Source organism: Bacillus sp. PK3-037 (assembly GCF_054161355.1).
On record NZ_CP096408.1, the window covers coordinates 1,314,180 to 1,335,884 of the forward strand.

The following is a 21,705-nucleotide window of genomic DNA, read 5'->3' on the forward strand; positions in this document are numbered from 1 at the left end:
AAGTTATCATGTAAGCGCTTAATAGAGAGGGATTCTTATTTATAATGAGGGTACAAAAGAGAAAGAGGTGAAGAAAATGAGTGCTAAAAAAGTGTACGGATTTTTAACACAAGCATTTATTTTTGCCGTCATTATGCTGGTTTCCAATATGATTGCCGCTTTTGTCCCAATTCCTATACCAGCGTCGGTTGTAGGTTTGGTCTTATTATTTCTCCTATTATGTTTGAAAGTGATTAAACTGGAACAAGTAGAAACGCTCGGATCGTCTTTAACCTCATTGATCGGATTTTTATTTGTTCCATCAGGTATATCTGTTATGAATTCTCTCGGTGTGATGCAGCAATACGGCCTGCAAATCGTCCTTGTCATTCTTCTCGCAACGATTATTTTATTGGGGGCAACAGGATTGTTTTCTCAGCTTATTCTTACACTGAGCGGAAAACGCAAGACTGCTGATGACATAAAAGCAAAAACAGTACAGCCCCCGCAGAAGAAAAACGAACTTGTTCATCATTAAGAGAAGCAGGAGGTTCATGAAATGGAAAGCACAATGAGTCCATATTTCGGAATTGTCGTATCACTGGCCGCTTTCGGCATCGGCACCTTTTTATTTAAAAAAACAAAAGGGTTCTTCCTTTTCACTCCATTGTTTGTTGCGATGGTACTAGGGATTGCATTTTTAAAAATCGGCGGTTTCTCCTACGCTGACTATAATAACGGGGGAGAAATCATTAAGTTTTTCCTGGAACCCGCGACGATTGCCTTTGCCATACCATTGTACAAACAAAGAGATAAACTGAAAAAATACTGGTGGCAAATTATGTCCTCTATTATCGCAGGCTCTATCTGCTCTGTCACGATTGTCTATTTGCTTGCAAAAGGGATTCACCTTGATGAGGCTGTTATGAAAAGTATGCTTCCGCAGGCGGCAACAACGGCGATTGCGCTGCCTTTATCAAAAGATATTGGCGGCATCAGCGATATCACAGCTTTTGCTGTTATCTTTAACGCCGTCATTGTGTATGCGCTCGGCGCTCTGTTCTTAAAAGTATTTAAAGTGAAGAATCCCATTTCGAAAGGGTTGGCTCTCGGAACGTCCGGACACGCACTCGGTGTAGCTGTCGGGATCGAGATGGGTGAAGTCGAAGCCGCGATGGCAAGTATCGCTGTTGTCGTTGTCGGGGTCGTAACGGTTCTGGTCATTCCTGTGTTCGTGCAGCTGATCGGAGGTTAAGCCAAGGTTGAACCTTGGCTTTTTCTATTTTATGGTGCTTCTTCCGGGTCGATATATCCTTGTTTAATGCCCCATTCCACTTGATCGTCATGCCACTTTTTTCGTTCTTCATAACCATAGCCGTCGTCATCAGGAAGCTCTGAAGCCGGCTGTTGAATGGCATCATCTGTCTGGCTCGGGGAAGATGGCGCATTTTGGCTGTTAGATGAGGATGCCTCATTCTGCTGACGCTGTGCCTGCGCTTGCCGTTCTTTTTCGGCGTCCACTTCCTGCTGTTTTTGGAGTGCTGCCTGACGCTGCCTTTCAAGCTCAGCTTGTCTTTCTGCTTCCGCTAATCGCTGTCTCTCTGCTGCAGCCTGTGCCAATCGTTGCCGTTCCGCTTCTTCCTCCTGTTGTTTTTTTCGTTTCGCTCTCTGCTCTTTTTCACGTTTTTTCGCTGCAGCGATTTTCCTTTGTTTCTCGGCTTCTTCCTTCGCCTTTCCTAATTCAGTTGCGAGAGGATTCACCATTTTCAATGAAACGGGTTTTAGGTTTTTCAGCTCTTTCTCCAGCTTGTTTTCATGAAACGCTACGGCTGTGATAACGGTCTCTTCTTTTGGCTCTGAAGATATGCTGTTGCTATTGGAGCAGCCGGTTACTATCAATGTTAAAAATAGAGTAAGCTGTATCAGTTTGTTCATGTGTCAGACTCCCTTCTCGTTCTTATATCGGATTTTTTAGTGTGAGGTTCACTTTGTTTTGCATTTTTTCCTATATGTGGTTTTTGGTAAACTGCGAAATAAGGAGAAGGATGGGGAGTATATTGGATCTTCATATAACAGAATCTGTTGCAGAGCATCAGCAACTTCTGATTTTTATTCATGGCGTGGGTGTCAGCGGCTTGATGGGGAAGAACAAATCAGCCATTTTTAACATTTGTGGCGCCGTTTTGATCTTTTCCAGGCTCAGACAAAAATGCTTTATCTTCATGCCAGCCAATTCGTCGAAACATACTATAAAGAAAGCAGTCAATCAGATACGCTATATCAAATACTAATATGACATGCACGATACCCGATTCGTTCAGACAAAGCAGTGCCATCCTGCTGTTGACAGACGGGGAAAAAGAAAGAAAAGTGATGAAAGCGTCGGCAGCTGAAATCGCAAAGATGAATGAAAATTCAAGAACGCTATGTTTCCAGGGATCTGCCATGGAGCGTCGCTGGCTCAGCCGATGCTGTTTAACAAAATCCTTCATGATTGGCTGGAGGGTTCAGAACCTTGCAATTCTGGATAAGGATAAAAGATTTTCTTTTTCTCTCTTGCACTCATAAATAACCCATGTTACAATGAGAAAGTTGTTCCGGATAAGTCTTCCTTGACTAAACATCCGGCATTGTGTAGAATAGTTATTGAATTGAATATAAATCACAAGCAGAAGCACCCGCTTCTCACCTGATTGACACATTCATGTAGTTGGCAGGTTGACCGTACATTTTTATTGATACAGATGTTCGTAGTGTGGGTGTTTTATAATGCCCGCACTTTTTGTTTGCCTGCAGAATGCAGTCAAAAGAGTTGTGAATCAATTCGAAGAAACTATGGAGGTGGCTCATTATTAGCAAAGATCAATTGGTTAATGAGGGTATCCGTGCACGTGAGGTCCGCTTAATCGGACAAAATGGCGACCAGCTTGGAATCAAGTCCCGTCAGGAAGCACTTGAAATAGCCGGCCGCGCAAATCTTGACCTTGTGTTAGTTGCAGCAAATGCAAAACCGCCTGTCTGCCGCATCATGGACTACGGAAAGTTCAGATTCGAGCAGCAGAAAAAGGACAAAGAAGCACGCAAAAATCAAAAAATCATTAACTTAAAAGAAGTTAGATTAAGCCCGACAATCGATGAGCACGACTTTAACACGAAGTTGCGCAATGCGATTAAATTCCTTGAAAAAGGCGATAAAGTGAAAGCTTCTATCCGCTTTAAAGGACGCGCAATCACTCATAAAGAAATCGGCCAGCGTGTACTAGACCGTTTTTCTGAAGCATGTGCTGAGGTTGCGACAGTCGAAACAAAACCAAAAATGGACGGCCGCAGCATGTTCTTAATGCTCGCGCCGAAAAACGAAAAGCAATAAGGAGGAAATCCCATGCCAAAAATGAAAACTCACCGCGGATCTGCTAAACGTTTTAAAAAGACAGGTTCTGGGAAGTTAAAACGTTCTCATGCATACACAAGTCACTTATTCGCCAACAAATCTCAAAAGCAAAAGCGTAAGCTTCGCAAGAGTGCTGTTGTAAGCGCAGGAGACTTCAAACGTATCAAACAAATGCTTGCTAACATCAAGTAATCGGACAAGGAACAATTAGGAGGGAAATTTAATGCCAAGAGTAAAAGGCGGAACTGTTACACGTAAGCGTCGTAAAAAGGTTCTTAAATTAGCAAAAGGTTATTTCGGTTCAAAACATACATTATACAAAGTAGCTAACCAGCAGGTCATGAAATCTGGAAACTATGCTTTCCGTGACCGTCGTCAGAAAAAACGTGATTTCCGTAAGCTTTGGATCACTCGTATCAACGCAGCTGCGCGCATGAACGGTCTTTCTTACAGCCGTTTAATGCACGGTCTTAAGCTTTCTGGTATCGAAGTAAACCGTAAAATGCTTGCTGATCTTGCTGTAAACGATCTTACTGCATTCAATCAGCTTGCTGATGCTGCTAAAGCTCAATTAAACAAATAATGACATAGAGCCGCTCTCTAAGAGCGGCTTTTTTATATAAAGGATGAGGCAACATGATAATTGCTGTATATCTAGTTCTGATCAATCTGTGCGGTTTTTGGGTGATGGGCGCAGATAAACGAAGAGCGCAGCGCCACAAATGGAGAATTTCTGAAGACCGGCTGTGGCTGATCGCCATCGTGTTTGGAGCGCTTGGTGTCTGGCTCGGCATGCAAACATTCAGACATAAAACGAAGCACACATCATTTCAATACGGTGTGCCGTTTCTTTTGGTGATTGAAGCGGTGTTGATCGGTATCTATTACAGTCCGTTTGATTTATAAAAAAGCAGAAAAGCGTTTACCGCTCTTCTGCTTTTTTTGCAAGTTTAATGGGCAGATCCCAGTCAATTTTACAATCCGGATATCGTTCCAGTACTTTTTCTTCAATATTCTCAAAATCTTTTGCGGAAAAGTTTTTTAGCTTCTCAGGAGACTCCGTCCATACAAAGATGGTGTGGATGAACAGCGGATGATCCTTGGAAGGAATATGCTTTTCTCCTTCAAAAAGCACGCCTTTATACGTCAATTGAAAGTTCTTTCGGGTATTGTTCTGTTCATCGATAATATAAAAAAGTTCTTTTGATTGGGCCAGCTTCAGTCTTCTCTTTGGATTTGCGACATATTTGACCAAGGCATAAATACAGTAAGCAAATAGAGCAAGCAATAAAATCCGGAGAACCATGATAAACATTGTGTGAAGGCACCTCCCTCATTGTGATGATCTGATGTAATACGTAGAGCATAGAAAAAGGTTTCACTTTTTCTAAAAGAAGTTTGTTAAAAAAGATATACCCGCTTTTTAAGTGAAATAGTCGTATGGTTACCGTCAGGTTTTGTATAATAATAATGCAGGACAGATGAAGGAGGTTTTTGGAATCATGGCAAAATTGGATGAAACGTTAACCATGCTGAAGGAATTAACTGATGCAAAAGGCATTCCGGGAAATGAAAGAGAAGTAAGGCAAGTGATGAAATCATACATAGAACCATTTGCTGATGAAGTGACAACTGACCGGCTTGGCAGTTTAATTGCGAAAAAAACAGGTGCGGAAAACGGTCCGAAAATTATGATTGCCGGGCATTTGGACGAAGTCGGCTTTATGGTGACACAAATCACCGATAAAGGTTTTATCCGTTTTCAAACTGTCGGCGGCTGGTGGTCTCAAGTCATGCTGGCTCAGCGTGTCACCATCGTGACGAAAAAGGGAGAGGTCACAGGTGTTATCGGATCTAAGCCGCCGCACATTTTATCTGCTGAAGCGAGAAAAAAACCGGTCGATATCAAAGAGATGTTCGTTGATATCGGGGCTTCAAGCCGTGAGGAAGCATTGGAATGGGGCGTACTCCCAGGTGATATGATCGTTCCGCATTTTGAATTCACGGTCATGAACAATGAAAAATTTCTTTTAGCAAAGGCGTGGGACAACCGTATCGGCTGTGCGATCGCCATTGATGTTTTGAGGAATTTAAAAGACACAGCTCATCCAAACGTTGTGTATGGCGTTGGAACTGTACAGGAAGAGGTCGGCCTAAGAGGAGCGAAGACCTCTGCGCACACGATACAGCCTGATATTGCTTTTGGAGTTGATGTAGGGATAGCCGGAGATACGCCAGGTATTTCTGAGAAGGAAGCGCAAAGCAAAATGGGAGAAGGGCCGCAGATTATTCTGTACGATGCATCTATGGTCTCCCACAAAGGACTTCGTGACTTAGTTGTCAATACAGCAGAAGAAGCAGGCATTCCATATCAATTTGATGCGATCGCCGGCGGAGGAACTGATTCCGGGTCGATTCATTTGACGGCAAACGGTGTTCCGGCGCTGTCCATTACCATTGCCACACGATACATTCATACGCACGCCGCCATGTTGCACCGTGACGATTATGAAAACGCGGTAAAATTAATCACCGAAGTCATTAAGAAGTTAGACCGGCAAACGGTTGACGATATTACGTACCAATAAAGATACGGAAGAATCCGCCTTGTGAGGCGGATTCTATTTTTTTGTCTGTACAAATTTTGGCGGAGTGACTACAATAAGGGAGAAACCGAAAATTTCCTGATTCTGACCATGTACGAGATGCAGACCATTTGTAAGGAAAGGAGGCTTCAATTTCACATTTTGTAAGCGCTTTCTAAAATAAGGGAGGTTTGAAAAAATTGAAAAAGAAAAAAGCATGGAAACGGTTCTTTCACTTTTCGAGTGCTGCTCTGACAGCGGGTTTGTTATTGTCATCCGCTTCTCCGGCATCCGCTGCATTTTGGGGAGCGTCTAATGAACTGCTTCATGATCCAACGATGATCAAAGAGGGAAGCTCGTGGTACGCGTTTGGAACAGGCCTTACGGAAGAAAGAGGGCTGCGGGTTCTCAAATCGTCGGATGCTAAAAATTGGACCGTGCAAAAATCGATTTTCAGCACACCTTTATCATGGTGGTCCACTTATGTGCCGAATTACGGCCAAAACCAGTGGGCACCGGACATTCAATATTATAACGGAAAGTACTGGCTGTATTATTCAGTTTCTTCTTTCGGAAAAAATGTCTCTGCCATAGGCCTTGCTTCTTCAACAAACATCAGCTCGGGAAGCTGGAAAGACGAAGGCCTGGTGATCCGGTCGACGAGCTCCAATAATTATAACGCCATCGACCCGGAACTCACCTTTGACAAGGATGGCAACCCGTGGCTTGCGTTCGGCTCATTTTGGAGCGGAATCAAGCTGACCAAGCTGGATAAGAACACGATGAAGCCTACCGGATCGCTTTATTCCATTGCATCGAGACCGAGTAATAGCGGAGCGCTGGAGGCTCCTACCCTCACGTATCAAAATGGTTACTACTATTTAATGGTTTCATTTGATAAATGCTGTGACGGGGTAAATAGTACGTACAAAATTGCTTATGGGAGATCTAAAAGCATAACAGGGCCTTATCTTGATAAAAGCGGAAAAAGCATGCTGGAAGGAGGGGGCACCATCTTAGATTCCGGCAATGATCAATGGAAAGGGCCTGGAGGTCAGGATATTGTAAATGGAAACATACTTGTGCGCCATGCCTATGACGCGAAAGATAACGGCATTCCCAAGCTACTAATCAATGATTTGAATTGGAGTTCGGGCTGGCCGTCCTATTAAACTGATAAGCCGGGTGAACACCTGGCTTTTTTAAAAGAAAAGATTGACAGTATCCTACTGAATTACTATAATGAAGTTGTTCGTACAAATTAATGATAATTAACTAGTTTTTGTTTATTAGTACGTATCTATCAATTTAGAATTGGAAGCGTTTTATTTTATAAGAAAGGGGCAGTTAACATGCTTCAGACAAGAGATTATGAATTCTGGTTTGTAACAGGAAGCCAGCATCTATACGGAGAAGAAACGCTGCAGCTGGTCGACCAGCATGCAAAAAGCATTTGTGAGGGGCTTAGCGGCATTTCTTCCAGATATAAAATTAAGCATAAACCTGTTGTAACTTCCTCGGAAACCATCAGACAGCTGTTAAGAGAAGCGGAGTACAGTGAAACATGCGCCGGAATCATTACATGGATGCACACATTTTCTCCCGCAAAAATGTGGATAGAAGGCCTTTCCTCTTACCAAAAACCGCTTATGCATCTGCACACTCAATACAATCGGGATATTCCGTGGAATACGATTGATATGGATTTTATGAACAGCAACCAATCCGCACATGGCGACCGCGAGTACGGGTACATCAATTCCCGTATGGGGCTGAGCCGTAAAGTTGTCGCGGGCTATTGGGATGATGAAGAGGTAAAGAAAGAAATGTCTCAGTGGATGAATACGGCGGCTGCGTTAAATGAAAGCAGACATATCAAGGTTGCCAGATTCGGAGATAACATGCGCCATGTTGCAGTAACGGACGGAGACAAGGTGGGAGCGCATATCCAGTTCGGCTGGCAGGTTGACGGCTATGGCATCGGGGATCTTGTCGAAGTGATGAATGGAATTTCTGACGATGAGGTCGAAACACTTTATGCAGCGTATGACAAGCTTTATGTCATCAGCGAGGAAACGAAACGAGACGAAGCAAAGATAGCGTCCGTTAAAGAGCAGGCGAAAATTGAACTTGGCCTAACCGCTTTTCTTGAACAAGGCGGATACACGGCTTTTACGACTTCATTTGAAGTGCTGCACGGAATGAAACAGCTGCCTGGGCTGGCCGTTCAGAGGCTGATGGAAAAAGGCTACGGGTTCGCCGGAGAAGGTGATTGGAAGACGGCTGCTCTCGTCCGGATGATGAAAATCATGGCTGAAGGTAAAAGAACGTCCTTCATGGAAGACTATACGTACCATTTTGAACCTGGAAATGAAATGATTCTTGGCTCACACATGCTTGAGGTGTGCCCGACAGTTGCTTTGGATCAGCCGAAAATTGAAGTTCATCCGCTGTCTATCGGAGGCAAGGATGACCCGGCGCGGTTTGTATTCAATGGCATCAGCGGATCAGCCATTCAAGCGAGTCTGGTTGATATCGGAGGGCGTTTCCGTCTTGTGCTCAATGAGGTAAACGGACAGGAAATTGAGAAAGATATGCCGAATCTGCCTGTCGCCCGCGTTCTCTGGAAGCCTGAGCCTTCATTAAAAACAGCGGCGGAGGCATGGATTTTAGCCGGCGGCGCACACCATACCTGCTTGTCTTACGAATTGACAGCGGAGCAATTGATGGATTGGGCGGAAATGGCGGGGGTTGAAAGTATCTTGATTTCTCGCGATACATCGATTCACAAGCTGAAACATGAATTGAAATGGAACGAGGCGCTTTACAGGCTTCAAAAGTAGAGAGGAGGATGTCACTTGGCTTACACAATAGGTGTTGATTTCGGAACATTATCAGGAAGAGCGGTGCTCGTTCACGTCAAAACTGGAGAAGAGCTGGCGGCGGCTGTCAAAGAATATCCACACGCCGTCATTGATACCGTCCTTCCCAAAACGGGTCAAAAGCTGCCGCGGGACTGGGCGCTTCAGCATCCGGCAGATTATCTGGAAGTCTTGGAAACAACGATTCCGTCATTACTTGAACAGACGGGTGTTGATCCAAAAGAGATCATCGGGATCGGAATTGATTTTACGGCATGTACGATCTTGCCTGTCGACAGTGAAGGACAGCCATTATGTATGCTGCCGGAATTTGAAGAGGAGCCGCACAGCTATGTGAAGCTTTGGAAGCATCACGCCGCCCAAAAGCATGCTGATCGGCTCAATCAAATCGCCGAAGAAGAAGGGGAAGCTTTTTTACAGCGCTACGGAGGAAAGATTTCATCAGAATGGATGATTCCGAAGGTGATGCAAATTGCCGAAGAAGCGCCGCACATTTATGAAGCAGCTGATCGGATAATCGAGGCAGCTGACTGGATCGTGTATCAGCTGTGCGGCTCGCTGAAGCGAAGCAACTGTACAGCAGGGTATAAAGCGATTTGGAGTGAAAAAGCGGGATATCCTTCAGAGAATTTCTTTGAAAAACTTCACCCTGTAGTGAAAACGATTACAAAAGACAAGTTAGCGGGATCGATTCACTCAGTAGGGGAAAAAGCAGGCGGGCTGACGGAAAAAATGGCACAGCTGACCGGTCTCCTTCCGGGAACAGCGGTGGCTGTTGCTAATGTTGACGCTCATGTTTCTGTTCCTGCTGTCGGTATCACAGAACCAGGAAAAATGCTGATGATTATGGGAACCTCAACATGCCACGTTCTCTTAGGAGACGAGGTAAACATTGTGCCCGGCATGTGCGGGGTCGTGGACAACGGCATTCTACCGGGATTTGCGGGGTATGAAGCCGGACAGTCCTGTGTGGGCGATCATTTTGAATGGTTCGTGAAAACGTGTGTCCCGCAAGCCTATAAAGACGAAGCGGAGAAAAAAAATGTCAGCATTCACGAGCTGCTGAGCGAGAAGGCAAACATGCAAGCACCGGGTGAGAGCGGCCTCCTTGCCCTGGATTGGTGGAATGGAAACCGTTCAACCCTTGTTGATGCTGATCTAACGGGGATGCTGCTTGGCATGACGCTGCTGACGAAACCCGAAGAGCTTTACCGAGCGTTAGTTGAAGCAACAGCATACGGCACAAGGATGATTATTGAAACATTTAGAGAAAGCGGAGTGCCAATTGAAGAGCTTTACGCAGCTGGCGGTATTGCTGAGAAAAACCCGTTTGTCATGCAGATTTATGCGGATGTCACAAACATGGATATTAAAATCTCAGGTTCACCGCAAGCCCCTGCCTTAGGATCTGCCATTTTCGGCGCGCTTGCGGCCGGTAAAGAAAACGGCGGCTATGATGACGTCACAGAGGCAGCGGCGCACATGGGGAAACTGAAAGATATAGCCTATACGCCAAATGCTGAACATGCCGCCATATATGAAAAGCTATACGCTGAATATAAAGAGCTGGTTCAATATTTTGGAAAAGAGAATCATGTCATGAAGCGTCTGAAAACAATAAAAAATCTTCAATTTTCATCTGCCGCACAAAAGAATTCATAAAGGGTGATGAGCATGCTTGAAACGTTAAAAAAAGAGGTGCTGGCTGCCAACCTGAAGCTTCAAGAGCATCAGCTGGTGACCTTTACGTGGGGAAATGTGAGCGGTATTGACCGTGAAAAAGAGTTAATCGTCATTAAACCGAGCGGAGTCGAATACAGCGAGCTGACAGCCGATGACTTGGTTGTTTTGAATTTGGACGGTGAGGTCGTAGAAGGCTCGCTCAAACCTTCTTCTGATACACCCACTCATGTTTATTTGTATAACGCGTTTCCAAACATCGGCGGGATTGTCCATACCCATTCTCAATGGGCGACAAGCTGGGCGCAAGCCGGAAGAGACATACCGCCTTTAGGCACGACACATGCCGATTATTTCGACAGTGCGATTCCGTGTACACGTGAAATGTACGAGGAAGAAATCATTCATGACTACGAACTGAATACGGGCAAAGTGATCGCGGAGACCTTTCAGCATCATAAATACGAGCAGGTGCCGGGCGTGCTCGTTAATAACCACGGCCCGTTCTGCTGGGGCACAGATGCCTTAAACGCCATTCATAACGCGGTGGTGTTAGAAATGGTCGCGGAAATGGCGTATCACTCTATGATGCTGAACAAGAATGTCAACCCGATCAATACTGTTCTCCACGAAAAGCACTTTTATCGAAAACACGGAGCAAATGCGTATTATGGCCAGTCATAATCCCGCAGTATCACCGGCCGGTTTTCTGATTGATTTGGACGGTACCGTATTCAGAGGAAACGAACTGATCGATGGAGCAAAAGAAACCATCAGTACACTTCGAAATATGGGAAAGAAAATCGTCTTTTTGAGCAACCGGGGAAATATCTCCCGTGACATGTGCAGAAAAAAACTGCTTGGTGCCGGAATAGATGCAGATGTAAGCGAAATTGTCCTGTCATCAAGTGTGACAGCAGCCTTTTTAAAAAGGAACTATCGTTTTTCAAAGGTATGGGTGCTTGGAGAACAGGGCTTGATTGACGAACTGAGGCTGGCAGGCGTCCAGACAGCAGATGAACCGAAGGAGGCGGATTGGCTTGTCATCTCGCTTCATGAAACACTCACCTACGAAGACTTGAATCAAGCCTTTAAAGCGGCCGCCGCAGGCGCTCGTATAATTGCCACGAACAAAGACCGCTATTTTCCTAATGAGGACGGGAATGCCATCGACGTCGCCGGAATGATTGGGGCGATAGAAGCTTCTGCTCAGGCGAAGACGGAGCTTGTCATCGGAAAGCCGTCGTGGCTGATGGCGGAGGCTGCCTGTACTGCGCTGGGGCTTTCTGCACATGAATGTATGATTATAGGGGACAGCATTGAATCTGATATCGCAATGGGAAAGCTGTATGGCATGAAGAGCGCTTTAGTGCTGACCGGTTCAGCGAAACCGGGAGAACAGCGTTTGTATACGCCGGATTATGTACTGGAGTCCATTAAGGATGTAACCAAACTGGCTGAGGAGGGGATTCTGCTATGAATCATATCGCAGCTGACGTTCAGCGTGCTTTTGAACACGCGGGGGAGATGACATTTCCTGTAGAAGTAGAAGAAATTGTTCTAGAAAAACAAGCAGCCGATCGGTTGTTGGATTATGTAAAAAGAAAGAATGATCAGCGTATCGTCCTTGTCTGTGATCGGAATACGCACCGCATAGCGGGGATCGAGTTAGAAGACCGCTTGATAAAGGAAGGGCTTCAGGCGGAGTGTCTGATCATTCCGGAAAATGAAGCGGGAGATGTGGCGGCAGATGAACGATCACTCATTCATGTGCTGGTCCATACGAAAAAATCAACAGATATCATGATCGCAGTCGGTTCGGGGACTATCCATGATATCGTGCGTTTTGCCGCCTTCCAGAGGGGGCTGCCGTTTATTTCTTATCCAACGGCCCCATCCGTTGACGGATTTACATCAGCCGGTGCGCCCATTATTTTATATGGTACGAAAACCACCATCCAAACGAAGGCCCCGTCCGCGCTGTTCGCTGATCTTGACATCTTAAAATCGGCGCCGCAGCCTATGGTGGCGGCTGGATTTGGGGATATGCTAGGCAAAATGACGTCTCTGGCTGATTGGAACATTTCTCATACGCTCGCTGGTGAGCCATATTCACCAACAGGCGCAAAGCTCGTACAAGAAGCACTTGATGCCTGTATCGAACACGCTGAAGACATTGCGATGAAAACGGAAACCGGCATCCGGGTCCTGATGGAGTCCTTGATTGTATCAGGACTTGTCATGCTGGCTTTGGATCATTCCCGTCCTGCTTCAGGAGGGGAGCATCATATTTCCCATTGGATTGAAATGGAATTAATGGAGAAAAAACGGCCTCAGATTTTCCATGGGGCAAAAGTAGGCTGTGCGGCCGTTTTATTGACTGACACATACAGAAAGCTCATCCAGGCTGAAGGACTGAACGAGTTTTCTCCGCGTCAGCGGGAAGTCATTCAATCGGCTTATGAAACGCTGCCGGAAGGAAAAAAGCTGGCCGGCTGGCTGAAATCTGCCGGAGGTCCTGCGTATTTTGACGAAATCGGTGTCGGGCAGGATTCCGTCAAAAATGCCTTCAGACACGCACACACCTTAAGAGACCGCTGCACCGGATTAAGACTCATCAATGAAAACAAAACGCTTGTCAATCATGGTCTTTATGAATAGCCCGCACCTCGAATGGAAGGGGTAACATAGATGAAAAAGATGACTGTCTGTTTTCTTGCGCTCATGATGGTTTTGACATTATTTATCGCTGGGTGTTCAGCGGAACGGTCATCCGGTAAACCGGGTGAAACGGAGCTGACTTTTTGGACATTTAACGGACTTCATGAGCAGTTTTATGTGGAAATGGTGAAAGAGTGGAACAAGAAATATCCTGACCGTCAAATTAAACTGAATACGGTCGTCTATCCGTACGGACAAATGCACGATAATCTGTCGATTTCCTTAATCGCCGGGGAAGGCGTGCCTGACATTGCAGATGTAGAATTGGCCCGGTTTTCAAACTTTCTGAAGGGCACCGATGTACCGCTTGCCGATTTGTCCCCGCTTATTGAAAAGGACCGGGATAAATTCGTAGAGGCGCGTCTTACGCTGTACAGCAAAAACGGCAGGCTATACGGGCTGGATACTCATGTAGGAACGACAGTTATGTTCTATAACATGGATATTATGAAAAAAGCCGGCATCAACCCGGATGATATGAAAACATGGGATGATTACCGCAAAGCCGGACAGAAAGTGCGCAAAGCGACCGGAAAGCCAATGGGAACGGTGGAAACAAATGATTCAGCAACATTTTTATCTATGATTTCACAGCAAAACTCAGGGTATTTTGATAAAAATGGAAAGCTGATCCTGAATAATGACACCAACGTAAAAACGCTTCAGTATTTAAAAGACATGATTAATGATAAAACAATGATCGCTGCACCAGGCGGCGGGCATCACAGTGAAGAATATTACGGTTTTATGAACCAAGGCGGAGCGGCTTCTGTTCTGATGCCGATTTGGTATATGGGAAGATTCATAGATTATATGCCTGATCTGAAAGGGAAGATTGCCATTCGGCCGCTTCCGGCATGGAAAGAAGGAGGCGACCGTTCAGCAGGTTTGGGCGGCACAGCCACCGTTGTGCCAAAGCAGGCCAAACATGTCGAATTAGCGAAAGAGTTTCTCGCCTTTGCGAAGGGTTCTGAAGAAGGAAACAAAAAGCTGTGGAGTGTGCTCGGGTTCGATCCGCTTCGCTGGGATGTCTGGAGCTCCAAGGAATTGAAAGAGAAAAACCAATACACGGATTACTTCCAAAACGGAACAGGCATTTTTTCTGTGCTGCTCGATATCAAGGATGAAATCAATCCGATTTATTTACATGAGGATTTTGCCAAGGCTTCAGACCTTGTCAACAGAAGCGTATTATTCGACGCGCTCAAATCTCAGCAAAAGACGCCAAAACAAGCCTTGGACAGAGCGGCAGGTGAACTGAAACAGAAATAGAATCCCATTCAAAAAGTGAAAGCGGGGAGGTTCTCATGAAACCTGTGAAAACGGGAACGGCTCATCCCGTTCCTTCGGCTGCGAAAGAATCAGGCTGGCGAGGTATTTTTTATTCGAAAAAAGCGGCGCCTTATCTGTTTACAGCGCCATTTGTTTTATCCTTTCTTGTTTTTTTTCTATACCCCATCATTAGTGTCTTCATCATGAGCTTTCAAAGAATATTGCCTGGAGAAGTGACGTTTGTCGGGTTATCCAATTACACCGCTCTTAACAACCCGACGTTTTATACTGCCCTTTTTAATACGCTGGAATATACGTTTTGGACGCTGATTGTGCTGATTCCAGTTCCATTGCTGTTGGCCATATTCTTGAATTCGAAACTGGTCAAATTCAGAAACATTTTCAAATCGGCGTTATTTATACCTGCACTGACTTCTACCATTGTTGCTGGTATCATTTTCCGGCTGATCTTTGGAGAGATGGAAACATCTTTAGCCAATTCGATTTTATTGAAACTCGGCTTTTCACCGCAGAACTGGATGAATAATGAACATACCGGCATGTTTTTGATGGTGCTGCTTGCATCGTGGAGATGGATGGGAATTAACATCCTTTACTTTTTGGCCGGACTGCAAAATGTGCCGAAAGAGCTGTACGAAGCCGCTGATATTGACGGAGCAAATACGATGAAAAAATTTATGCATATTACGCTGCCGTTTCTGAAGCCTGTATCCGTCTATGTTTTAACCATCAGCATCATTGGCGGGTTCAGGATGTTTGAGGAAAGCTACGTCCTTTGGCAAAATAATTCCCCGGGTAATATCGGCCTGACGCTTGTCGGATATTTGTATCAGCAGGGCCTTGCTTACAATGAAATGGGATACGGGGCGGCCATCGGCATTGTCCTTTTGATTGTCATACTTGTCGTCAGCCTGATTTCATTAAAACTGTCAGGCTCGTTTAAGGGGGAGGGATAAATGTTGCAGCACAGTCCTCAGTTTCGGGTGTACAGAATCGCGCTTACTCTATTTTTTATCATGCTGAGCCTGTTGTATATTTTCCCGATTTTCTGTCTGCTTTTAGGATCATTAAAGCCGTCATCTGAGCTTTTGCGGGTGGGGCTGAATGTTGACATTGATCCAAAAGTGATGAGTCTTGATAACTATACATTTTTGTTTAACGGCGGCAGCATTTATTTTAAATGGTTTTTTAACAGCCTTGTGCTCGGTCTATTAACGACAGTGCTTACCCTGTTTTTCTCGTCGATGATCGGATACGGGCTAGCGGTTTATGAATTTAAAGGCAGAAATATCATTTTTGTTCTTGTGCTGATTATTATGATGGTTCCGCTGGAAGTGATGATGCTCCCGTTGTTTAAGCTAACAGTCGGACTGCATTTGATCGATTCGTATACGGGTGTCATTTTGCCGTTTATCGTTTCGCCGGTAGCTGTTTTCTTTTTCCGGCAATATGCACTCGGCCTTCCGAAGGACCTTCTGGATTCAGCAAGGATGGACGGATGTACGGAATTCGGCATTTTTTTCAGGATTATGGCGCCTCTGATGAAACCGGCATTCGGAGCGATGATTATTCTTCAGTCTTTAAACAGCTGGAACAACTTCTTATGGCCCTTGATTGTGCTTCGGTCGAAAGAAATGTTTACGCTTCCAATCGGGCTGTCCAGCTTGCTTAGCCCTTACGGAAACAACTACGACATGCTCATATCCGGCTCAGTATTTGCCATTTTGCCGGTGATTATCATTTTCTTGTTTTTCCAAAAGTACTTTATCTCCGGCCTGACAGTAGGCGGAGTCAAAGGATAATGAAGGAGGAAACGTGTAATGAAAAAAGCGAGAGTGATTGTGGACAAAGAATATAAAATTGGTGAAGTCGACAAACGGATTTACGGGTCGTTCATCGAGCACATGGGGCGTGCTGTATACGAAGGCATATATGAACCTAATCATCCTCAGGCTGATGAAAATGGGTTTCGCAAGGATGTTCAGGCGTTAATCAAGGAATTGCAGGTTCCGATCATCCGCTATCCGGGCGGAAACTTTTTATCAGGGTATAATTGGGAGGACGGCGTCGGACCTGTCGAGAACCGCCCGAGACGCCTTGACTTGGCATGGCAAACGACAGAAACCAATGAAGTGGGAACGAATGAATTTTTAACTTGGTCAAAAAAGGTGAACACAGAAGTCAATATGGCTGTTAACCTGGGCACGAGAGGGATAGATGCCGCCCGCAATCTCGTAGAATACTGCAACCATCCGAAAGGCTCTTACTGGAGTGATTTGAGAAGATCGCATGGCTATGAACAGCCGTACGGCATCAAGACATGGTGCCTGGGTAACGAAATGGATGGCCCGTGGCAGATCGGCCACAAAACAGCTGACGAATACGGACGGCTTGCCGCGGAGACTGCCAAGGTTATGAAATGGGTTGACCCATCAATTGAACTTGTTGCCTGCGGCAGCTCAAACAGCGGCATGCCGACGTTTATCGATTGGGAAGCAAAGGTACTGGAGCATACGTACGAGCATGTCGACTATATTTCTCTCCATACGTATTACGGAAACCGGGATAACAATCTGCCAAACTACTTGGCCCGTTCCATGGACCTCGATCATTTTATTAAATCTGTTGCTGCAACCTGTGACTATGTAAAAGCAAAAACACGCAGCAAGAAAACAATCAATCTCTCTCTGGACGAATGGAACGTTTGGTATCACTCAAATGAAGCTGATAAAAAAGTAGAACCGTGGATTACTGCGCGGCCTATTTTAGAAGATATTTATAACTTTGAAGATGCCTTATTGGTCGGCTCTCTGCTCATTACGATGCTGCAGCACGCAGACCGTGTGAAAATCGCGTGTCTTGCACAGCTTGTAAATGTCATCGCGCCAATCATGACGGAAAAAGGCGGAGAAGCATGGAGACAGCCGATTTTCTATCCGTATATGCATGCTTCTGTCTACGGCCGAGGAGAGTCGCTGCAACCGCTTATTTCTTCTCCGAAGTACGACTGCTCAGATTTTACTGATGTGCCGTATGTTGACGCCGCTGTCGTATATGCTGAAGAGGAAGAAACACTCACCATTTTTGCGGTGAACAAAGCTGAAGATCAGATGGAGACGGAGATTTTGCTCAGAGGCTTTGAATCGTATCAAATCGCAGAGCATATCGTACTTGAGCATCAGGATATTAAAGCGACAAACCAGCATAACAGAAAAAATGTCGTCCCGCATTCCAACGGAACATCGTCTGTCAGTGAAAACGGCTTAACCGCACATTTCACGCCGCTTTCATGGAATGTGATCCGTCTGCAAAAACAATCATAATAGCAACATAAGCCGGAGATCTGTCTCCGGTTTTTTATTTATTCTTAGTAAATATGATTCAGTACCTTGTAATGTTCAGTAGTAGATGTTACCATGTGAGGAATGGTGGAAAATATAAACAAAATTTACGGGCCGCAGGGAGGATTTGATCATGAATGCTCAATTTAAAAAGGGAGCATTAGAGTTATGTGTGCTTGTATGTATTGCTGAAAAAGACCAATACGGATATGAGCTGTCTCAAAACATTTCCCGGTATATGGCGATTGCTGAAGGCACCTTATATCCTCTTTTAAGAAGACTGACGAAAGAGGAATATTTAGAAACATATATGGCTCCGTCTTCCGAAGGGCCTGCCAGAAAATATTACACGTTGTCAAAGCTTGGTGTCATGCGGATGAAATTGCTGCTGGCAGAATGGGATCAGTTCACAGCATCCGTCAACCAAATCATTGATGCGGCAAGGGGAGGAGAACGATGAATCAAGAACAGTTTTTACAGGAGTTAAGTAAAGCGTTAAAGCCGCTTTCTGAAGAAGAGCGGAATGAGATCTTACTTGATTTTGAGGAACATATTACCGAGGGGATGAAAGAAGGCAGGCCGGAAGCGAACATTATCAGGGAACTCGGCTCCCCAAAACAAATTGCAAAGGAATTGGTGCCAGATGTGACGGAAACTGCTCCAGCAGTGCAGCGACCTAAGAAGAACCTCTTTCAGATGGCATGTTCAGCAGCAGCGATAAGCATCTTGAATGTGATTTTTGTGCTGGGACCAGCTATTGGCGTTTTTGGAGTGTACGTAGGTTTCTGCGGGGCGGCGCTTGCACTTTCTCTATCACCAATTATGTTTGTCGGCATGGTTATGTTTCAAGCGAATCCGCACATGATGCTGGAGTTCTTTTTATCACTCGTGTTTGGCAGTCTGGGGCTGCTCTTGTGTATAGGGATGTGGCATTTAGGCAAGCTGCTGTATAGGGTGAGTTTACGATATATCAGATATAATTTAAAGCTGGTGACGGGGGCGCAGACATGAAAAAAATCATAATAGGGTTGATCGCAGTATTTGCAGTCGGGGTAATCGGAGCTGTCATCTCTGCGGCTGCCTCGGATTTTACAAAAGAAGAGGTGAAAGCTGCCGAAACTTATGATCCTGCAGATATTAAAAAAATTGAGGTAGCAACGAGCTCGATGAATGCAGAGGTCAAAAGCGGGCAAACGGATGATATTCAGGTAGCTGCTGAAGGACAAGTCAGTGATAAAAGCAAAAAGCTGTTCGATGTGACCCAAGATGGAAAATCATTAACAATCAATCAAATCGCACGCGAGAATATCATCTCTTTTATACCGTGGGGCAGCGAAAAGGATATGAAAATCACAATCACGATTCCGAAAAAGAAGTATGATGAGATAACCGTAACGACAACCTCTGGCGATATTCTGATAGAAAATGCGCAAACGGATCAATCAGCTGCTGACTCTACATCAGGAAATATTGAGCTGAAGCATACACGCATCGAAAACGAGCTGACGCTAAAAACAACGAGCGGAGATGTTCAAGCTGATCAAAATTCATTCGGCCAAGGTGAGGTAAAGACAACAAGCGGATCAATAAAAAGCAGCCACACAACAGCTGAAAAGGTGAACTATAAGACAACTTCCGGGGATATTGATCTTCTTCAGGATCATCAGAACGAAGAGATCGACATCGTCACTACGAGCGGAAGTGTGTCAGTAGAGTATCAGAAAGAACCTGCATCTTTGGCAGTGGATTTTCAGGCTGACTCAGGTGATGCCGCGGTCAATCTCGACCACATCCTGTATAAAGAAAAGACAGAGCACCGTGTTGTAGGTTATGTAGGTGATAGCCCCTATAACCGTTTAAAAGTTCGTACCACCTCTGGAGACATTGAACTAAACTAACGCCTCAAGCCGGCCCATTCCAGCCGGCTTTTTTGAATAGGAAAAAATGACCGCTTTTTGCTCTGAAATTATGATATATTTATGAAAAACAGCAAAGGGGTTGGGGAGAAATGAATGCGGTTACAATTGTGATAGCGTCAATGTGTATATTGGCTATCGCCTATCGTTTATATGGAACATTTATGATGGTGAAGGTTCTCAAAGTGAATGATGATAAGCCAACGCCTGCACATGCGCTCGAGGATGGAAAAGACTATGTGCCTACGAATAAATGGGTCTCATTCGGTCATCATTTCGCAGCCATTGCGGCGGCCGGGCCGCTGGTCGGACCGATTCTCGCGGCGCAGTTCGGTTATTTGCCGGGATTATTATGGCTGTTAATCGGGGCGGTGATAGGGGGAGCCGTCCATGATATTGTTGTGCTGTTCGCGTCAATGCGTCAAAACGGAAAGTCGCTGTCGGAAGTGGCGAAGGATGAGCTTGGTCCTGTTGCCGGCTTTTGTACGGGACTGTCCATGCTGTTTATTATTACCATTACGATGGCGGGCCTGTCGATGGTTGTGCTGCACGCGCTTGAACGGAATCCGTGGGGGACATTTGCTGTAGGGATTACGATTCCGATAGCGATGGGCGTCGGCTTGTTTTATAAGAAAACAGGGAATTTACAGCTGGCGTCTTCTATCGGTTTTCTATTTTTAATGGCCGGAGTGTTTATCGGCCCTTGGGTGCACACTACCGCATTTGGTGATCTGTTAACCCTTGATACGAAAGCGCTTGCAATCGCGTTGCCGATTTACGCTTTTTTTGCTGCGGCACTGCCGGTCTGGCTGCTGCTCGCACCGCGCGATTATTTAAGCAGCTTTATGAAAATCGGTGTGTTTATCGCTTTGATTGCAGGGGTGTTTGTCGTCAATCCGTCTATCCCATTTCCTGCGTTTACAGAATTCGTAAAAGGTGGCGGTCCGGTGCTGGCAGGCCCTGTTTGGCCGTTCATTTCAATAACCATCGCCTGCGGCGCGATCTCGGGGTTCCATGCCTTTGTCGGTTCCGGCACCACGCCGAAAATGCTTAATAAATGGAGTGATATGAAGCCGGTTGCTTTCGGTGCAATGCTTGTTGAGTGCCTTGTCGGCATTATGGCGCTGATTGCGGCGACTGCTTTGCAGCCTGCAGATTACTTTGCGATCAACAGCACACCTGAGGTTTTCCGTACGCTCGGCATGGATGTTGTGCATTTGCCTGAACTGAGCAGGGAAATCGGTTTGAACTTAGAAGGCAGAACAGGGGGAGCCGTCACGCTTGCGGTAGGAATGACTTATATTTTTACCGGAATTCCGTTTTTCAGCCATCTGGCCTCATACTTTTTCCAGTTTGTCATTATGTTTGAAGCGGTGTTTATTTTAACGGCGATCGACGCCGGCACGCGTGTGGCACGCTATTTGATTCAGGACTTCTTCGGAGAGGCGTATAAGCCGCTGAAGAAAACGGACTGGATTCCCGGATCTGTATTTGCCAGTGCGCTTGCCTGCTTTATGTGGGGCTATTTGCTTTACTCAGGAGATATCGGATCCATTTGGGCGCTGTTTGGCGTTTCCAATCAGCTGATGGCTTCAGTGGGTCTGATTATCGGAGCAACCATTGTGCTGAAAATCGCCGACAAACGCCGGTACATCCTCACCTGCCTCATTCCGCTCGCCTATTTATATGTGACTGTGAATTACGCGGGCTATTGGATGGTGCGCTATGTGTATCTCAATCCAGACGCTGCGGGTTACAGTGTCCTGAATGGTGTTTTATCTATCATCATGCTGCTGTTAGGATTCATCATTATCGTGGCGGCAGTGAAAAAATGGGCGCAGATGTGGAGAGATCCCAGCTTAAGAATGGAAGCCTCTATACCGGGATAAAAGGAAAAATGGAAACCTTAAGGAGGAA

The 21,705-nt window shown here is 45.5% G+C and carries 23 protein-coding genes and 1 other annotated feature; of the genes, 21 read left to right on the plus strand and 2 right to left on the minus strand.

Annotated features, from left to right (window positions below; all coding sequences use genetic code 11):
- Window positions 1-76 precede the first annotated feature (76 nt).
- Together lrgA and lrgB are read left to right on the plus strand one after the other, a co-directional pair.
- On the plus strand, window positions 77-517 hold the full coding sequence (lrgA, locus tag M1D69_RS06735; protein ID WP_458104195.1) for an antiholin-like murein hydrolase modulator LrgA: 441 nt from the start codon (window positions 77-79) through the stop codon (window positions 515-517).
- Window positions 518-538: 21 nt separating this feature from the next.
- Window positions 539-1,234 (plus strand): antiholin-like protein LrgB, encoded by a 696-nt coding sequence (gene lrgB / locus M1D69_RS06740; RefSeq protein ID WP_339233740.1) that lies wholly within the window; start codon window positions 539-541, stop codon window positions 1,232-1,234.
- Between the two features lie 29 nt (window positions 1,235-1,263).
- On the opposite strand, the gene M1D69_RS06745 is transcribed toward lrgB, so the two are convergent.
- Window positions 1,264-1,914 (minus strand): hypothetical protein, encoded by a 651-nt coding sequence (locus tag M1D69_RS06745; protein ID WP_458104194.1) that lies wholly within the window; start codon window positions 1,912-1,914, stop codon window positions 1,264-1,266.
- Between the two features lie 725 nt (window positions 1,915-2,639).
- Window positions 2,640-2,770: a sequence feature (ribosomal protein L20 leader region), on the plus strand.
- 57 nt (window positions 2,771-2,827) lie between these two features.
- Here M1D69_RS06745 and infC point away from each other — a divergent pair.
- Genes infC through M1D69_RS06765 form a run of 4 tightly spaced genes read left to right on the plus strand, consistent with a single transcriptional unit; the run spans window position 2,828 to window position 4,276 of the window.
- The gene (gene infC / locus M1D69_RS06750; RefSeq protein ID WP_071543361.1) at window positions 2,828-3,349 is read left to right on the plus strand and encodes a translation initiation factor IF-3; all 522 of its coding nucleotides are present in this window, start codon (window positions 2,828-2,830) and stop codon (window positions 3,347-3,349) included.
- A 12-nt stretch (window positions 3,350-3,361) separates the two neighbouring features.
- On the plus strand, window positions 3,362-3,562 hold the full coding sequence (gene rpmI, locus M1D69_RS06755; RefSeq protein WP_003222418.1) for a 50S ribosomal protein L35: 201 nt from the start codon (window positions 3,362-3,364) through the stop codon (window positions 3,560-3,562).
- Window positions 3,563-3,593: 31 nt separating this feature from the next.
- Complete coding sequence (gene rplT, locus M1D69_RS06760; RefSeq protein WP_003222420.1) at window positions 3,594-3,953, plus strand: 50S ribosomal protein L20; 360 nt, start codon at window positions 3,594-3,596, stop codon at window positions 3,951-3,953.
- Window positions 3,954-4,006: 53 nt separating this feature from the next.
- Window positions 4,007-4,276 (plus strand): DUF1294 domain-containing protein, encoded by a 270-nt coding sequence (locus M1D69_RS06765; RefSeq protein ID WP_059352217.1) that lies wholly within the window; start codon window positions 4,007-4,009, stop codon window positions 4,274-4,276.
- Between the two features lie 16 nt (window positions 4,277-4,292).
- On the opposite strand, the gene ysdB is transcribed toward M1D69_RS06765, so the two are convergent.
- Window positions 4,293-4,685, minus strand: coding sequence for a sigma W pathway protein YsdB (gene ysdB / locus M1D69_RS06770; protein WP_024122432.1), 393 nt, complete (start codon window positions 4,683-4,685; stop codon window positions 4,293-4,295).
- Between the two features lie 187 nt (window positions 4,686-4,872).
- Between ysdB and M1D69_RS06775 the strand changes: the two genes are divergently transcribed.
- From M1D69_RS06775 to cstA, 15 genes are all read left to right on the plus strand, one after another.
- Window positions 4,873-5,958, plus strand: a complete 1,086-nt coding sequence (locus tag M1D69_RS06775) for a M42 family metallopeptidase (protein WP_458104193.1) — start codon at window positions 4,873-4,875, stop codon at window positions 5,956-5,958.
- Between the two features lie 197 nt (window positions 5,959-6,155).
- Window positions 6,156-7,127 (plus strand): glycoside hydrolase family 43 protein, encoded by a 972-nt coding sequence (locus M1D69_RS06780; protein ID WP_458104192.1) that lies wholly within the window; start codon window positions 6,156-6,158, stop codon window positions 7,125-7,127.
- A gap of 180 nt (window positions 7,128-7,307) precedes the next feature.
- Window positions 7,308-8,798: an L-arabinose isomerase gene (araA, locus tag M1D69_RS06785; protein WP_458104191.1), complete on the plus strand. Its 1,491-nt coding sequence runs from the start codon at window positions 7,308-7,310 to the stop codon at window positions 8,796-8,798.
- Between the two features lie 15 nt (window positions 8,799-8,813).
- Entirely contained in the window at window positions 8,814-10,499 is a 1,686-nt protein-coding gene (gene araB / locus M1D69_RS06790; RefSeq protein ID WP_458104190.1) for a ribulokinase, read from the plus strand.
- Between the two features lie 12 nt (window positions 10,500-10,511).
- Window positions 10,512-11,201, plus strand: a complete 690-nt coding sequence (araD, locus tag M1D69_RS06795) for an L-ribulose-5-phosphate 4-epimerase (protein ID WP_458104189.1) — start codon at window positions 10,512-10,514, stop codon at window positions 11,199-11,201.
- Window positions 11,179-11,997: an HAD-IIA family hydrolase gene (locus M1D69_RS06800; RefSeq protein WP_458104188.1), complete on the plus strand. Its 819-nt coding sequence runs from the start codon at window positions 11,179-11,181 to the stop codon at window positions 11,995-11,997. The genes araD and M1D69_RS06800 overlap by 23 nt, the downstream gene beginning before the upstream one ends.
- Window positions 11,994-13,178 (plus strand): sn-glycerol-1-phosphate dehydrogenase, encoded by a 1,185-nt coding sequence (gene egsA, locus M1D69_RS06805; RefSeq protein ID WP_458104187.1) that lies wholly within the window; start codon window positions 11,994-11,996, stop codon window positions 13,176-13,178. The genes M1D69_RS06800 and egsA overlap by 4 nt, the downstream gene beginning before the upstream one ends.
- Window positions 13,179-13,208: 30 nt before the next feature.
- On the plus strand, window positions 13,209-14,510 hold the full coding sequence (locus M1D69_RS06810) for an ABC transporter substrate-binding protein (protein WP_458104186.1): 1,302 nt from the start codon (window positions 13,209-13,211) through the stop codon (window positions 14,508-14,510).
- 35 nt (window positions 14,511-14,545) lie between these two features.
- Entirely contained in the window at window positions 14,546-15,487 is a 942-nt protein-coding gene (locus tag M1D69_RS06815) for a carbohydrate ABC transporter permease (RefSeq protein WP_010335239.1), read from the plus strand.
- A complete protein-coding gene (araQ, locus tag M1D69_RS06820) occupies window positions 15,488-16,333 on the plus strand; it encodes an arabinose ABC transporter permease AraQ (protein WP_044153972.1) in 846 nt (281 codons plus the stop codon).
- An 18-nt stretch (window positions 16,334-16,351) separates the two neighbouring features.
- Window positions 16,352-17,854 (plus strand): alpha-L-arabinofuranosidase AbfA, encoded by a 1,503-nt coding sequence (gene abfA, locus M1D69_RS06825; RefSeq protein ID WP_458104185.1) that lies wholly within the window; start codon window positions 16,352-16,354, stop codon window positions 17,852-17,854.
- A gap of 151 nt (window positions 17,855-18,005) precedes the next feature.
- Window positions 18,006-18,332 carry a PadR family transcriptional regulator gene (locus M1D69_RS06830; protein ID WP_024122421.1) on the plus strand — a complete coding sequence of 109 codons (327 nt, stop codon included), beginning with the start codon at window positions 18,006-18,008 and terminating at the stop codon, window positions 18,330-18,332.
- Window positions 18,329-18,883, plus strand: coding sequence for an HAAS signaling domain-containing protein (locus M1D69_RS06835; protein ID WP_458104184.1), 555 nt, complete (start codon window positions 18,329-18,331; stop codon window positions 18,881-18,883). The genes M1D69_RS06830 and M1D69_RS06835 overlap by 4 nt, the downstream gene beginning before the upstream one ends.
- Window positions 18,880-19,770: a DUF4097 family beta strand repeat-containing protein gene (locus M1D69_RS06840; RefSeq protein ID WP_458104183.1), complete on the plus strand. Its 891-nt coding sequence runs from the start codon at window positions 18,880-18,882 to the stop codon at window positions 19,768-19,770. Before M1D69_RS06835 ends, M1D69_RS06840 begins: the two co-directional genes overlap by 4 nt.
- A 110-nt stretch (window positions 19,771-19,880) precedes the next feature.
- Window positions 19,881-21,677 carry a carbon starvation protein CstA gene (cstA, locus tag M1D69_RS06845; RefSeq protein ID WP_458104182.1) on the plus strand — a complete coding sequence of 599 codons (1,797 nt, stop codon included), beginning with the start codon at window positions 19,881-19,883 and terminating at the stop codon, window positions 21,675-21,677.
- The last annotated feature ends 28 nt before the right edge of the window (window positions 21,678-21,705 follow it).

Bases quoted from the DNA above. Each gene is read 5' to 3' on its own strand.
- lrgA (WP_458104195.1), top strand. From the start codon at position 77: ATGAGTGCTAAAAAAGTGTACGGATTTTTAACACAAGCATTTATTTTT.
- lrgB (WP_339233740.1), top strand. From the start codon at position 539: ATGGAAAGCACAATGAGTCCATATTTCGGAATTGTCGTATCACTGGCC.
- M1D69_RS06745 (WP_458104194.1), bottom strand. From the start codon at position 1,914: ATGAACAAACTGATACAGCTTACTCTATTTTTAACATTGATAGTAACC.
- rpmI (WP_003222418.1), top strand. From the start codon at position 3,362: ATGCCAAAAATGAAAACTCACCGCGGATCTGCTAAACGTTTTAAAAAG.
- rplT (WP_003222420.1), top strand. From the start codon at position 3,594: ATGCCAAGAGTAAAAGGCGGAACTGTTACACGTAAGCGTCGTAAAAAG.
- M1D69_RS06765 (WP_059352217.1), top strand. From the start codon at position 4,007: ATGATAATTGCTGTATATCTAGTTCTGATCAATCTGTGCGGTTTTTGG.
- ysdB (WP_024122432.1), bottom strand. From the start codon at position 4,685: ATGTTTATCATGGTTCTCCGGATTTTATTGCTTGCTCTATTTGCTTAC.
- M1D69_RS06775 (WP_458104193.1), top strand. From the start codon at position 4,873: ATGGCAAAATTGGATGAAACGTTAACCATGCTGAAGGAATTAACTGAT.
- araA (WP_458104191.1), top strand. From the start codon at position 7,308: ATGCTTCAGACAAGAGATTATGAATTCTGGTTTGTAACAGGAAGCCAG.
- araD (WP_458104189.1), top strand. From the start codon at position 10,512: ATGCTTGAAACGTTAAAAAAAGAGGTGCTGGCTGCCAACCTGAAGCTT.
- M1D69_RS06800 (WP_458104188.1), top strand. From the start codon at position 11,179: ATGCGTATTATGGCCAGTCATAATCCCGCAGTATCACCGGCCGGTTTT.
- egsA (WP_458104187.1), top strand. From the start codon at position 11,994: ATGAATCATATCGCAGCTGACGTTCAGCGTGCTTTTGAACACGCGGGG.
- M1D69_RS06810 (WP_458104186.1), top strand. From the start codon at position 13,209: ATGAAAAAGATGACTGTCTGTTTTCTTGCGCTCATGATGGTTTTGACA.
- M1D69_RS06815 (WP_010335239.1), top strand. From the start codon at position 14,546: ATGAAACCTGTGAAAACGGGAACGGCTCATCCCGTTCCTTCGGCTGCG.
- araQ (WP_044153972.1), top strand. From the start codon at position 15,488: ATGTTGCAGCACAGTCCTCAGTTTCGGGTGTACAGAATCGCGCTTACT.
- abfA (WP_458104185.1), top strand. From the start codon at position 16,352: ATGAAAAAAGCGAGAGTGATTGTGGACAAAGAATATAAAATTGGTGAA.
- M1D69_RS06830 (WP_024122421.1), top strand. From the start codon at position 18,006: ATGAATGCTCAATTTAAAAAGGGAGCATTAGAGTTATGTGTGCTTGTA.
- M1D69_RS06835 (WP_458104184.1), top strand. From the start codon at position 18,329: ATGAATCAAGAACAGTTTTTACAGGAGTTAAGTAAAGCGTTAAAGCCG.
- M1D69_RS06840 (WP_458104183.1), top strand. From the start codon at position 18,880: ATGAAAAAAATCATAATAGGGTTGATCGCAGTATTTGCAGTCGGGGTA.
- cstA (WP_458104182.1), top strand. From the start codon at position 19,881: ATGAATGCGGTTACAATTGTGATAGCGTCAATGTGTATATTGGCTATC.